Source organism: Bacteroides propionicigenes (assembly GCF_018390535.1).
GTDB classification, from domain to species: domain Bacteria; phylum Bacteroidota; class Bacteroidia; order Bacteroidales; family Bacteroidaceae; genus Bacteroides; species Bacteroides propionicigenes.
In genome coordinates this window covers 351,391-364,573 of record NZ_JAHBBW010000002.1, presented here as the reverse complement: position 1 = coordinate 364,573, position 13,183 = coordinate 351,391, and the positions used below count along the sequence as shown (strand labels likewise).

Sequence of the window (13,183 nt, the reverse complement as noted above, 5' to 3'; positions counted from 1 at the left end):
TATCAATCGTAAATAAGTGTCGATAAGTAATCCTCTGCAAACATCTCGTTTGCCACTTCCAACAGATTTTCGGGGGTAAGTCGCTCAATACGCCGGAACACAGCCTCAGAGGTTTCATATTTATTATAGTGCAGGAAAGTCTTTGCCATACCGAGGGCATTGTTCTCGTTATTGTCCGAAGCTACACCTATTTGACCGATAAGCTGTTTCTTGGCAGCGGCAAGCTGGGAAGGAGTCATTCGGGTATCACGCAGACGCTTCAGTTCTTTATACACAAGACGGGTGCAAAGGCCTGTATCCTCAGGATCGCAACCGAAATAAATACAGAAGGTTCCGGTGTCGGTGTAGGAAGTCAGGTTGGACTCTACATTATAGACCAAACCGCGCCGTTCGCGCAAGGCTATATTCAATCGGCTGTTCATACCCGGACCGCCGAGAATGTTGTTCAACAAATAGAGTGCCGTACGCTTGTCCTCGTAGGCGTTGTACCCCCGGCTTCCAATCATGATATGTGCCTGATGAGTATCTTTATGCAAAACCAAATTTTTCGGAACATATAAAGGCGGAGGCGTACGACGGTTATCAACAACCACAACCGGAATATCAGCCAACAGTTTCTCTGCCCAGCGCACCACTTGCCTGAAATCCATATTACCCAAAACAAAGAACACCATATTGCCGGGATGATAAAAGCGTGAAGTAAAAGCGGCAGCATCTTCACTGCGGAATTTCTTCAACAGCTCCGGATTACCGAGGATATTACGCCCTAAAGGATGCTCGCGAAAGATTAGATCCTCAAAATCATCAAAAATCAGTTCAGAGGGATTGTCCTCATACGATTGAATTTCGTCTATAATAACCTCTGTCTCCTTCTCAATTTCCCGTTGCGGAAACGTGGAATGGAATACAATATCTGTCAATAACTCGAAAGCGCGTCCGAAGTGTTCGGTAAGAAATGCAGAATAAATTACGGTTTCTTCCTTATTAGTGTAAGCATTCAAATCACCGCCCACATTCTCCATACGGTTCAAAATATGCCATGCTTTGCGCTTCTTAGTGCCTTTAAAAATAAGGTGCTCTACAAAATGCGCCATACCCTGCTCGTTTTCGAGTTCATCACGCGTTCCGGCATCTATTGCAAAACCACAATAAGCCACCTTTGACAAAGACGGTTCGTGGATTATGCGCAATCCGTTCGGCAATGTGTGCAGATTATGGCGAGACGGTATTTCTTCTGTTAAATTCTTCATTCTTACGTTACAAACAATATGCGGGTACAAAAATACAATAAAACTTATTGCCGTTTATGGAAAATTACGGATATTTGCGGACTTATAATTCATAAATCAAAATTGAGACAATGATAGCATCCATTCAAGAGCTTTTGCAGAAAGAAGCGCAAGCCGTATTGAATATCCCCGTAACGGACGCATACGAAAAAGCGGTAGAACTCATCGTAGAACAAGTACACCGCAAAAAAGGGAAACTAGTAACTTCCGGTATGGGTAAGGCAGGGCAAATAGCTATGAATATTGCTACTACCTTCTGTTCGACCGGCATTCCTTCCGTGTTTCTCCACCCCAGTGAGGCACAGCATGGAGACTTGGGCATTCTGCAGGAGAACGATCTGTTATTGCTCATTTCCAATTCGGGCAAAACGCGTGAAATTGTCGAGTTGACACAATTGGCACATAACCTGAACCCAAAACTGAAATTTATTGTTATCACGGGAAATCCGGACAGTCCGCTGGCGCAGGAATCGGATGTATGCCTCAGCACAGGAAGTCCCAAGGAGGTCTGCACATTGGGTATGACTCCTACCACTTCTACGACGGTAATGACCGTTATAGGAGACATTCTGGTCGTGCAAACCATGCAGAAAACCGGATTTACTATTGAAGACTACTCCAAACGTCACCACGGCGGTTACCTCGGAGAAAAATCAAGATCATTATGCGTAAAGTAATCGGCATCGGAGAAACAATATTAGACATCATTTTCCGTAACGAGCAACCTTCGGCTGCCGTTCCGGGCGGTTCGGTATTCAATGGAATAGTTTCATTGAGCCGTACCGGTGTTCCTATCTGTTTCATCAGTGAGACAGGCAATGACCACGTGGGCAATATCATTCTCCAATTCATGCGCGATAACCATATTTCCACAGACCACGTTAACGTGTTTCCTGACGGGAAATCTCCCGTATCGCTTGCTTTCCTGAATGATAACAGCGACGCTGAGTATATTTTCTATAAGGATTATCCCAAACAACGGCTGGATGTCATTTACCCCAAACTGGAAGAAAACGACATTGTCATCATCGGTTCTTACTACGCATTGAATCCGGTGTTGCGCGAGAAAGTATTGGAACTGCTCGACCAAGCACACGAAAAGAAGGCTATCATTTATTACGATCCCAATTTCCGTTCTTCCCATAAGGAAGAAGCTATAAAATTAGCACCGACTATCATTGAGAATCTGGAATACGCAGACATTGTACGCGGCTCACAGGAAGACTTCTTCTATATGTACAATTTGCGTGACGCAGACAAAATATATAGAGACAAGATAAAATTCTACTGTCCCAATTTCCTGTGTACGGCAGGGGCGGAGAAAATAACGCTCCGCACTGCTTCCGTCTCCAAGGAATATGATATACCACCGCTGAAAGCCGTGAGTACCATTGGGGCGGGTGACAACTTTAATGCGGGCATCATCTACGGCTTGCTGAAATATGACATCCGCTATGACGACTTGAACACCATCAGCGAAGCCAAATGGGATGAAATTATCCGTTACGGTATGGAATTTGCCGCAGAGGTCTGCAAAAGTTACAGTAATTCGGTGTCACACGAGTTTGCGGAGAGATACAAATATTGATAAATCTCTCTAATCCGTACCTAAAAATAAATTATCATTTAAAAATTATAAAAGCTTCATACACGCTGTATAATCTGCAGCGAAAAACTATATATTTGCTGTAAACGACATTTAGAGAGTTTACTAATTATGTATAAGAGTCTGTTGAACTTGCTTGCTCTGGCAGTGTTGCTTCCTTCTTGTAGCGGCACAGCTCCACATATATCCATTGTATGCGAAGAAAACAATGTAGGGAACTGTATCGTTAAATGGGAAATGGTTCCCCTCATCAAAGGGAATGTGAAAGTATATGCTTCGACCGACCCCGATTTCATTCCGGAAGATACCCCTGTTGCCCTCGCCAATATCTCGGACCTGAAAATGACCATTATCACAAACGACCCTACCAAACGTTACTATTATACCCTTTTGTTTGGGGATAAATATCGTGTAAAGATTGCCACGCGTAATGTCAACATCCCCGGCATACAAAACTTCCGGGATTTAGGCGGTTATCCCTCCTATTCTACCAAAAAACAGACGCGTTGGGGAATGATTTACCGCTCGGCGGAAATAGACAGTCTTGAATGTTCCTCACGCAGGGAACTCAAAAATCTCGGAATCAAAACACTTATTGACTTGCGGGCTTCCTCGGAAATAGACAGGCAGTCCCCGCTACAGAAAGGGTTCAATGTCGTACATATTCCGCTTGCTACCGGAGATATGGAAGATATACTGAAAGGCATACGGGAAGAAAAGATAAAATGTGATACCGTCTATCGTATGGTAGAACGGATGAACCGAGCTTTGATAAACAAATACACAAAAGAATACCGGCAGATATTCGACATCTTATTGGACAAGAACAGCTATCCGGTAGTTATCCACTGTTCTTCCGGCAAAGGGCGTACAGGCATCGTTTCCGCATTGGTGCTTGCCTCGCTGGGAGTCAACGAGGACATAATCATGGAAGACTACCGGCTGAGTAATGACTATTTCAACATTCCAAGCGCCTCTAAATACGCCTATCAGCTACCCACACGCTCACAAGAAGCTATCACTACCCTGTTCTCGGCTCGTGAGGACTTCCTGAATGCCGCCAAAGATGAAGCGGAGCGAAAATATGGTGACATTGACACCTACCTGCGAAAAGGCATCGGCTTGAGCAAAGACGAAATAAAGAGGTTACGGAGTATTTTGCTCAGTGATTAGTGATTAATCACCAAAAAACTCTTATCTTTGCACCCGAATATAAAGATATACAAAGATTTAATGAAGACATTTGAAGAGCTCGGTGTGTCGCCGGAGATACGCCGCGCCATTGAAGAAATGGGATATGCGTGTCCCATGCCGGTACAAGAGGAAGTAATCCCTTACCTTTTGGGAGAAAATAATGATGTAGTAGCACTGGCACAAACAGGAACAGGAAAGACCGCAGCGTTCGGTCTGCCGCTTATACAGCAAATTAACGTAAACAATAGAATTCCCCAATCACTCATTCTCTGCCCTACCCGCGAACTTTGTTTGCAGATTGCCGGTGACTTGAATGATTATTCTAAATACATCGACGGCTTGCGAGTACTGCCTGTATACGGCGGTTCGTCCATCGAGAGCCAGATACGCGCCCTGAAACGGGGAGTACACATCATCGTGGCTACTCCCGGACGCTTGCTCGACCTTATGGAGCGCAAAACCGTCTCCCTTTCCACCATACAGAATGTAGTTATGGACGAAGCGGACGAGATGCTGAACATGGGATTCACGGACAGCATCAACGCCATTCTGGCAGATGTGCCTCAAGAGCGTAACACGTTACTGTTCTCCGCTACTATGAGCCCTGAAATTGCACGTATCTCCAAGAAATATCTGCACAACGCAAAGGAAATCACTATCGGACGCAAGAATGAGGGCACAAACAATGTGAAACACGTGGTTTTCACCGTTCACGCCAAAGATAAATACGCCGCTCTGAAGCGTATTGTAGACTATTATCCGCAGATATACGGCATCATTTTCTGCCGTACCCGCAAGGAAACACAGGAAATTGCCGACAAGCTGATGCAGGAAGGTTACAATGCCGATGCCTTGCACGGCGAACTGAGCCAGGCGCAACGCGATGCCGTCATGCAGAAGTTCCGCATACGCAACCTGCAACTGTTGGTAGCCACCGATGTTGCCGCACGCGGCTTGGACGTCGACGATCTTACCCATGTAATCAATTACGGCTTGCCTGATGATACGGAGAGCTACACACATCGCAGCGGGCGTACGGGACGCGCCGGAAAAACAGGTACATCCATCGCCATCATCAACTTGCGTGAAAAAGGGAAAATGCGTGAAATAGAACGTATTATCAGCAAGAAATTCATCCAGGGAGAAATGCCTACCGGTAAACAAATCTGCGAGAAACAGCTGTTGAAGGTTATTGACGAGCTTGAGAAAGTAAAAGTAAATGAGGATGAAATTTGTGATTTCATGCCCGACATTTACCGCAAACTGGACTGGCTGAGCAAAGAAGACCTGATTAAACGTATGGTTTCCCTCGAATTCAACCGTTTCCTGGACTACTATCGCGACCGTGAGGAAATAGAGATTGCCACCGGCAGCGAACGCAGCGCAAAAGGCGGCGAACGCAGTAACAGTACCCGTCAGGCAGCACCGGGTTTTAAACGCCTGTTTATCAATCTCGGCAAAATGGACAATTTCTTCCCGAATGAACTTATCAGTCTCCTGAACAGTAACACTCGCGGGCGTGTTGAGCTGGGCCGTATCGACCTGATGCAGAAATTCTCTTTTTTTGAAGTGGAAGAAAAAGAAGCCAACAACGTTGTGAAAGCCTTAAACCGCGCCAACTGGAACGGTCGTAAAGTTTCCGTAGAAATTGCAGGGGAAGAAGGAAAGGATACCCCCAAAGGAAAACGCAGAACCGAAGGCGGCAATTATGGCAAAAAGGAGTTTGACGGCAAAAAACGCAGTTACAAGGACGACCGCCGCAGCGAATCTGCCGGCAAGCGCAAGGACAAAACCGAATATGCCGCTACCGACAAGAAGAAGGACAAGCCCAGTCGTGAAGAACGCGGTTACACCAAAGCACGCGGTAAAAAAGACGATTGGAAACAGTTCTTCCAAGGCAATAATGAGTTTAAAGATTCAGAACCCGACTTCAGCGAAGAGGGCTGGGCAAGACGGACACCTAAAAAGAAATAAATAAGTGGCGTGAATAAAGTCAATGGTTTTTTATACGGGCTATTATCTTCCGCGAGCTTCGGATTGATTCCGTTGTTCACGATTCCTGCCATGCAGCAAGGAATGGATTTCTGGTCTATCCTATTATACCGTTTTCTTTTTGCTATGCTGGCATTGGCAGGCATATTGCTGCTCGACAAACAATCTTTCCGCATACGCCGTAAGGAGATACTGCCGCTTCTGTTGCTGGCATGCCTTTACGACAGCTCCGCCGTATTCCTCTTTTGGGGATATCAGTTCATGTCGAGCGGTGTGGCTACCACCCTTCATTTTATGTATCCGGTGCTGACCACGCTCATCATGATGATTTTCTTCCATGAGAAAAAATCCTTGTGGCGTATGGCGGCTATTGCGCTTGCAATAGCCGGTGTATTCTTTCTATCCGGCGGAGATAGTACGGGAAGTATCACTTGGCTCGGCATATTCATTGTTTTGCTCTCTGCGCTGGGATATGCTCTCTATTTGGTAGCTGTAAGCCAGTTGAAGAATCTTGAAATGAAAGGGCTTAAAATGACGTTTTATGTCTTTTTATTCGGCGGCATCCTGCTATTCACAGGGACAGAAGCTTCCGGCATAGGATTGCAGGCTATTCCGGACCGCACCACATTAGGCAACCTGGTGATGCTGGCATTAGTGCCTACCGTAATATCCAATCTCGCACTGGTACGCGCCATCAAAAACATAGGCTCCACACTGACATCCGTATTGGGAGCTATGGAGCCTGTAACAGCGGTATGCGTCGGCATTACCATTTTTGGAGAACCGCTTACCCGAAGCATAGCGCTGGGTATTCTGCTCATTATCTCAGCCGTAACCGTCATTATTCTAAAAAGGTGATAAGCGAAACGATAAAATTATAGGGTGATAAAACGATGTATCATCACCTTATCACCCTACCAACTTACTACTTTATCCCCTACTTTGTACAGCTCTTAGTGCTGAAAGCAACAAGCATCCAAACCATTTTTTCCTGCTCTTTCAGGTAACCGGTCATTAAGTCGGCGGTGGCGTCATCACCGGCTTCACTGGCCAGTTCAATTACTTTTCTTTCTTCACCGATAAGATAACTATAGGTCTCGAGGATATGGTCAACAGCCTCACCGCCACAAGTAATACCGGAAATTTCTTTTACCTTGGCAGCCTTGAGATATTCGCTGAATTTGTTTTCGGGTGTACCGCCTAACATCAGGATACGTTCTGCAATTTCATCCACTTTCTCTGCGGCATCATTGTACATGTCTTCAAACTTGCTGTGCAGCACAAAGAATCCATGTCCTTTAATATCCCAGTGGAAACCGCGTAAGTTGGTATAATGTACCTGAAAGTCTGCCAATAACTGATGTAATGCTGATACAACGTTGGCAACTTTCTTTTCATTCAAATGTAAGTAATCTAAAGTCTTCATAATCTTTCTATTTTAAAAATTCATACTATTTTTCTTTGTTTCTGTTGCAAAGATAATCGGCAAATAAATGCTTGTCAAACAGATAATTTCTATCTTTGCATAGAACGATTCTATATATAATATCCAAAAGCCCTGTTTACTATGACTTTACAACAACTGGAATACATACTTGCTGTCAATCAATTCCGTCATTTTGCCAAAGCTGCTGAATATTGTCGGGTTACACAACCCACTTTGAGCGCCATGATTCAAAAACTGGAAGAAGAACTGGACACTAAGATTTTTGACCGCAGCCAGCAACCTGTATGCCCTACTCCTATCGGTGTTCACATCATAGAACAAGCTCAAAATGTGTTAGTTCAAGCAAATCGTATAAAAAACATTATAGAAGAAGAAAAGCATTCACTCTGCGGAATTTTCAAACTGGGCATACTTCCCACCATAGCTCCCTATCTACTGCCACGTTTCTTCCCACAACTAATGAAGAAATATCCGCAGCTCGACATCAGAGTGGTTGAGATGAAAACAAACGATATCAAAAAGGCTTTGCAAACGGGAGACATAGATGCCGGAATCGTAGCCAGTCTGGCAGGAATGGAAGAATTCCAACAGACACCGCTATTCTACGAACAGTTCTACGCCTATATTGCACGAGAGAACCGTCTTTTCAGCAATGAAGTTATACGAACCTCGGACTTAACGGGAGAACAACTTTGGCTGCTGGATGAAGGGCACTGTTTTCGAGACCAGCTGGAGCGTTTCTGCCAGCTGAAAGCAGCCCGCGCCAGTCAGTTAGCCTACCATCTGGGCAGTATGGAAACCTTTATGCGTATGGTAGAAAGCGGTAAGGGCATCACTTTCATCCCTGAACTGGCCGTTTTGCAACTGGACGGCATGCAGAAAGAGCTGGTACGTCCTTTTGCCATCCCCTGTCCTACCCGGCAAATTATCATGCTGACTAACCAAAGTTTTATCCGCAACACACTCTTAAAAACAATCACCCAAGAGATAACAGCTGCAGTACCTAAGGGAATGCTCTCTCTGAAAGCAGCTCAGGTACTCGTATAGATTTTGTCTATCGGAGCATAAAACTTTTCAATCGGATTTTTTGTTCTACCGAGAAAAAATGCTATATTTTTACATCGGTAAAACAAAAAACTAAACCTTTTAAAAAGTATAATTATGGAACCGATTATCAACTCTCAACTCCCTGAATTCAAAGTTCAGGCTTTCCAGAACGGAAGTTTCAAAACAGTAACCAACGAAGATGTAAAAGGCAAATGGGCCATTTTCTTTTTCTATCCGGCAGACTTTACGTTCGTATGTCCTACTGAATTAGTAGATATTGCAGAAAAATACGACCAATTCCAATCCATGGATGTAGAGGTCTATTCTGTAAGTACAGACTCTCACTTTGTACATAAGGCATGGCATGATGCTTCCGAAAGCATCCGCAAGATTAAATACCCGATGTTGGCAGACCCGACAGGTACATTAAGCCGCGCATTCGGTGTGATGATTGAAGAAGAAGGTATGGCTTATCGCGGTACATTCCTTGTAAATCCTGAAGGTAAAATCAAGATTGCCGAGATTCAGGACAACAACATCGGGCGTAATGCGGACGAACTGCTGCGTAAAGTGGAAGCTGCGCAATTCGTAGCCACTCACGACGGTGAAGTTTGTCCCGCCAAATGGAAGAAAGGCAGTGCGACTTTGAAGCCAAGCATCGATTTGGTCGGTAAGATTTAATCGTACCCCCATACGACGCATATTGTTATGTAAAGACTATCTCTATTTCTTCCTTGCAAAAGCAAAAAAGTTATTGTCTTCGAGTTTGCCGATACGCTGAAAGCTGATCAGGTGTTGCAGGAAAAGGTCGGAAGCCTTCCTAAACGTAGAGATATTCACTTCTTCACAAACTACCCGAGTGATAGGCGACGGAAAGAAAGACGCATCCTGCCGTACTACACTTCCGGGTGTTTATGCTGCCGGAGACGTGTCCGACGTACCCTACAAACAAAGCTATGGGTGAAGGAGCTAAAGCAGCATTGTCTGCCTTCGACGACCGCATCAGAGGGATAGTGTAATCGACTATTTTGCGGGAACAATTTTCAGTTCCCGTATTAAATTCCCGGCTTTACCGTATTTCTCTATCATGAACAAGATGTAGCGTACATCCACCCCGATGCAACGCTGCATCTTCGGTTCATAGAGTATATCGCTGCTCATCGCTTCCCAATTACCGTCAAAAGCCAAGCCGAGAAGTTCGCCTTCCGAATTGAACATAGCACTTCCCGAATTGCCGCCGGTTATATCGTTATTGGAGATAAAGCAAACGTTCATTTCCCCCTTTTCATCGGCATATCTTCCAAAATCACGGTTGGAGAACAAAGAAAGGAGTTCCGGTTGCACCTCAAAATCCACATCGCCTGCATGGGCTTTTACTTTTTCAAGAATACCTTTGGTTGTTGTATAATAATCGTATTCAGCACCGTCAAACGGGGTATATCCGCATACCGTACCAAAACTCAAACGCATGGTGGAATTGGCGTCCGGATAGAAATTACGGGACGAATACATTCTGCGTATGGCGGCATTCAGCAAACGCTCATTACGGGCAATATTCATGACCGGTTCTCTCGTCTGCATATTAATTTCAAACATCTTGCCAATCAGGTCAATACCCAGGCTTATGGCTGGGTCGTCATAGATATGATACGTGGTATCCCGTTCCAGAAAGCGTTTTAGTCCGCGAGGAGTAGTCAATTCCGAAGAAGCATACAAACTATCCACATAGGCCTTGTCATCGCCGCCGTACCGGGTAGCAATCGTACCGTAAAACTCCGGTAAATAGGTAGAATCGACCTTGGAACGATATTCTTTCAGCATGGCCGTAAAGACTTCCTTGTCGATTTCCAAATCCAGATTGGCATATTTTTCTACAATCGCTTTCAGATTGGCCACAACCGTTTTCTGTTCCCCTTCGAAATCAAAATTCAAAATGGACAATGCCAATTGTACCAGCTCGGGACCATTCAGGAAAGATTCGGCAAAATAAGCCAGTGCATGATTGGCTTCGCGGGCATTTTTATAGTCCAGTTCCAAGTCAGGGAACAACCGCAACAGTTTCTCACGTTCTTCAGGTGTCTGTTGTATCCATCGGCGAAGTTCCTGTTCCATTGCACGCTTCTTTTCCAAAATATGCAGTTTCCGGATAGCCCGGTTCACTCCGATACTGTTCTTCCAATAATTGGAACTCTCGTCATATTTGGAAGCATACTTTATGCGGATACTGTCTCTCCTATCCATTTCGCGTTTCCAGATAGCCTGCTTGATGCCCCGGACATCTATTTGCGCCTGATTATCATTATTCATCATCTCTTCAATACCAAACGAAGAGAGATAACGCTCCGTTCTGCCCGGATAACCCAATGTCATGCAAAAAGAACCCTCTTTATACCCGTCCAAAGAAATCGGCGCTACGTATTCGGGGTGATAAGGGACATTGTCCGGCGAATAATCCGCCGGGCGGTTATTCTTATCAGCATAGATACGAAATACGCAGAAATCGCCTGTATGGCGCGGCCACACCCAATTATCCGTATCCCAACCGAACTTACCTACCGAAGAAGGCGGCGCAAACACCAGCCGGACATCGTTATAGTCGCGATAAATGGACAACCAGAATTCATTGCCGCCATAGTAGGCATCTACAATCCCTACCAGAGTAGAGTCTTTATGCGCCACTTCTTCACTGATGGCAAACATCACCGAATCCACCGCACCGGAACGTTCCGATTCGTTCATCTCCGGCTTTACCGCACCAAGCACCCGCTTCGTAACATTTTCCGTCCGCAACAAGAAACGGACATAAAGTTCAGGATTCGGCAATTCTTCGCTACGGTTATGTGCAACAAAACCGTCTTTCAGATAATCATGCTCCACAGAAGAGTGTTGCTGGACACAGCTGAAGCCGCAATGGTGATTCGTAAATACCAACCCGTCTGCCGACACGACCACTCCCGAGCAAAAACCGCCGAAACTGACTACTGCATCTTTCAACGAGGGGCGTTTAGAGCTGTATAGTTTGTCTGCCGACATTTGTAAACCAAGCTCTTTCATCGCGCGGCGTGTCTGCTTATTCAGGTTGCCCAACATCCACATTCCCTCATCTGCCTGTACAGCCAATGTAAAAAAGCAACAAACGGCTATAATTACGAATCTCAATTTCATCTTGTTCTTTACTTTATTTTTTTGCTATCTGTCATTCAGAGCGTACATACTCAGTTATCCGAATTTTATTCAGCAATCAGTCTCAACTGTTTGGAACCGGTGCGCGCTTTCAGCCATTCGGTTATTTTCTCCTTTTCATGAGCATCCGGATACTTGCCGAATTTTAAAACAGCAAGTGTAACGGTATCTATCCGTACCGAATCGACCGTCAGCTCAAGCGCATGAGAAATGGAAACCGATTTAACGGAAGGATACAGCACTTTCAATTCAGGGATAATCTTTTTACCCAATTCATCGTACTTCCGGTATTGTTCCAAATTCTTTTCCAACGAAGATATTTGTTGTTTCTGCTCCACCAGACGTTGTTCGCTGTTCTTGTAGAAATCTTCCATCACCATGGCACGGATAGAAGAAATATCCACCGACTCGTTATTCATACCTTGAAGCACAACCAGTTTGGTATTATCCAACTTATAATCTTTCATTTTACTGCGGGCTATGGCAATAGAGGCTTCCGGCACTTCCTGCCCTATCAAGACCACGCGTATCTCATGGCGCTTGCCTTCGTGGTGGATTTTCTTATCCAATACCTGCGTATTCTCAAAGGCAAGCTGTTCGTTTACAAAACGGTTGGCCGCACTTTCAAAGAAAGTGTCCTGAATAATCCCTACCGTAAGGTACACAGCCGGGCACATCGTAAGAACGGCTATCAGTACAATATATTTCCGTACCTTCTTTTCACGGTTCTTGTCTACAAACTCTTTGCGCTGGAAATGCATTACCCGTACACCGATAAAAGTAGCCAAACTGATAAATACGGAATTAATGAAATAAAGGTAGAATGCACCGAGGAAATAAATCAGGTTTCCCGTTGCCAGCCCATAACCTGCCGTACACAGCGGCGGCATCAACGCCGTAGCAATGGCAACACCCGGGATTACATTACCCTTCTCCTTTGTGGAGAGAGCCACTACCCCTGCAAGACCGCCCATTAATGCGATGAATACGTCATAAATCGTAGGTGAAGTACGCGCCAGCAATTCCGACTGCCCTTCGGCAACAGGGCTGACCAAAAAGAAGATGGTAGCTGTGGTGACACTGAACAGCGTAGTTATCAGGAAGCTTTTCAGTGAGCGTTTCATCAGTTCAAAGTCATTCAGACCGACTGAAAGCCCTACACCCATGATAGGTCCCATCAGCGGCGAGATAAGCATCGCACCGATAATTACAGCGGTGGAATTAACATTCAGACCGAGTGAAGCCATAAAGATAGCAAATATCAGAATCCACAAATTGGCTCCCTTAAACTCAACACCCTTACGGATGGAATCCACCGTTTCGAGTTCGTTGTCTTTATCTTTGCGTAAATCGAGATACTCTTTCAAAAAGTTCTTGACGGCAAATGTGTTTCTGTTAGGATTGGCCGGTTGTTCCATAAGATTA

General features: G+C 45.0%; 11 protein-coding genes and 1 pseudogene. 8 read left to right on the top strand and 4 right to left on the bottom strand.

Annotation, left to right across the window (positions count from 1 at the left end; all coding sequences use genetic code 11):
• Nucleotides 1–2: 2 nt before the first annotated feature.
• Nucleotides 3–1,250 (bottom strand): M16 family metallopeptidase, encoded by a 1,248-nt coding sequence (locus KG118_RS04300; protein ID WP_117710529.1) that lies wholly within the window; start codon nucleotides 1,248–1,250, stop codon nucleotides 3–5.
• Nucleotides 1,251–1,360: 110 nt separating this feature from the next.
• On the opposite strand from KG118_RS04300, the gene KG118_RS04295 reads away from it, so the two are divergent.
• From KG118_RS04295 to KG118_RS04275, 5 genes are all read left to right on the top strand, one after another.
• Nucleotides 1,361–1,966, top strand: coding sequence for an SIS domain-containing protein (locus KG118_RS04295; protein ID WP_117710528.1), 606 nt, complete (start codon nucleotides 1,361–1,363; stop codon nucleotides 1,964–1,966).
• Nucleotides 1,954–2,877, top strand: a complete 924-nt coding sequence (locus KG118_RS04290; protein ID WP_117710527.1) for a carbohydrate kinase family protein — start codon at nucleotides 1,954–1,956, stop codon at nucleotides 2,875–2,877. Before KG118_RS04295 ends, KG118_RS04290 begins: the two co-directional genes overlap by 13 nt.
• A 129-nt stretch (nucleotides 2,878–3,006) precedes the next feature.
• Complete coding sequence (locus KG118_RS04285) at nucleotides 3,007–4,068, top strand: tyrosine-protein phosphatase (RefSeq protein ID WP_117710526.1); 1,062 nt, start codon at nucleotides 3,007–3,009, stop codon at nucleotides 4,066–4,068.
• 60 nt (nucleotides 4,069–4,128) lie between these two features.
• Entirely contained in the window at nucleotides 4,129–6,063 is a 1,935-nt protein-coding gene (locus KG118_RS04280) for a DEAD/DEAH box helicase (RefSeq protein ID WP_118323058.1), read from the top strand.
• A gap of 9 nt (nucleotides 6,064–6,072) precedes the next feature.
• Nucleotides 6,073–6,939, top strand: coding sequence for a DMT family transporter (locus tag KG118_RS04275; protein ID WP_117710524.1), 867 nt, complete (start codon nucleotides 6,073–6,075; stop codon nucleotides 6,937–6,939).
• A 79-nt stretch (nucleotides 6,940–7,018) separates the two neighbouring features.
• On the opposite strand, the gene KG118_RS04270 is transcribed toward KG118_RS04275, so the two are convergent.
• The gene (locus tag KG118_RS04270; RefSeq protein WP_117710523.1) at nucleotides 7,019–7,507 is read right to left on the bottom strand and encodes a Dps family protein; all 489 of its coding nucleotides are present in this window, start codon (nucleotides 7,505–7,507) and stop codon (nucleotides 7,019–7,021) included.
• A gap of 141 nt (nucleotides 7,508–7,648) precedes the next feature.
• On the opposite strand from KG118_RS04270, the gene KG118_RS04265 reads away from it, so the two are divergent.
• From KG118_RS04265 to KG118_RS04255, 3 genes and pseudogenes are all read left to right on the top strand, one after another.
• On the top strand, nucleotides 7,649–8,575 hold the full coding sequence (locus KG118_RS04265; protein ID WP_117710522.1) for a hydrogen peroxide-inducible genes activator: 927 nt from the start codon (nucleotides 7,649–7,651) through the stop codon (nucleotides 8,573–8,575).
• A gap of 114 nt (nucleotides 8,576–8,689) precedes the next feature.
• Nucleotides 8,690–9,256 (top strand): alkyl hydroperoxide reductase subunit C, encoded by a 567-nt coding sequence (gene ahpC, locus KG118_RS04260; RefSeq protein ID WP_117710521.1) that lies wholly within the window; start codon nucleotides 8,690–8,692, stop codon nucleotides 9,254–9,256.
• Nucleotides 9,257–9,319: 63 nt separating this feature from the next.
• Nucleotides 9,320–9,594 (top strand): annotated as a pseudogene (locus KG118_RS04255) (alkyl hydroperoxide reductase subunit F); the annotation flags it as partial.
• A gap of 4 nt (nucleotides 9,595–9,598) precedes the next feature.
• Here KG118_RS04255 and KG118_RS04250 read toward each other — a convergent pair.
• Both KG118_RS04250 and KG118_RS04245 read right to left on the bottom strand, forming a co-directional pair.
• Nucleotides 9,599–11,740 (bottom strand): S46 family peptidase, encoded by a 2,142-nt coding sequence (locus tag KG118_RS04250; protein WP_117710520.1) that lies wholly within the window; start codon nucleotides 11,738–11,740, stop codon nucleotides 9,599–9,601.
• A gap of 65 nt (nucleotides 11,741–11,805) precedes the next feature.
• Nucleotides 11,806–13,176, bottom strand: a complete 1,371-nt coding sequence (locus tag KG118_RS04245) for a TIGR00341 family protein (protein WP_117710519.1) — start codon at nucleotides 13,174–13,176, stop codon at nucleotides 11,806–11,808.
• Nucleotides 13,177–13,183: the final 7 nt, after the last annotated feature.

What these genes read in the sequence shown, in the direction of transcription:
- KG118_RS04290 (WP_117710527.1), top strand. Translation starts at nt 1,954, where the DNA reads ATGCGTAAAGTAATCGGCATCGGAGAAACAATATTAGACATCATTTTC.
- ahpC (WP_117710521.1), top strand. Translation starts at nt 8,690, where the DNA reads ATGGAACCGATTATCAACTCTCAACTCCCTGAATTCAAAGTTCAGGCT.
- KG118_RS04300 (WP_117710529.1), bottom strand. Translation starts at nt 1,250, where the DNA reads ATGAAGAATTTAACAGAAGAAATACCGTCTCGCCATAATCTGCACACA.
- KG118_RS04245 (WP_117710519.1), bottom strand. Translation starts at nt 13,176, where the DNA reads ATGGAACAACCGGCCAATCCTAACAGAAACACATTTGCCGTCAAGAAC.
- KG118_RS04270 (WP_117710523.1), bottom strand. Translation starts at nt 7,507, where the DNA reads ATGAAGACTTTAGATTACTTACATTTGAATGAAAAGAAAGTTGCCAAC.
- KG118_RS04265 (WP_117710522.1), top strand. Translation starts at nt 7,649, where the DNA reads ATGACTTTACAACAACTGGAATACATACTTGCTGTCAATCAATTCCGT.
- KG118_RS04295 (WP_117710528.1), top strand. Translation starts at nt 1,361, where the DNA reads ATGATAGCATCCATTCAAGAGCTTTTGCAGAAAGAAGCGCAAGCCGTA.
- KG118_RS04250 (WP_117710520.1), bottom strand. Translation starts at nt 11,740, where the DNA reads ATGAAATTGAGATTCGTAATTATAGCCGTTTGTTGCTTTTTTACATTG.
- KG118_RS04285 (WP_117710526.1), top strand. Translation starts at nt 3,007, where the DNA reads ATGTATAAGAGTCTGTTGAACTTGCTTGCTCTGGCAGTGTTGCTTCCT.
- KG118_RS04280 (WP_118323058.1), top strand. Translation starts at nt 4,129, where the DNA reads ATGAAGACATTTGAAGAGCTCGGTGTGTCGCCGGAGATACGCCGCGCC.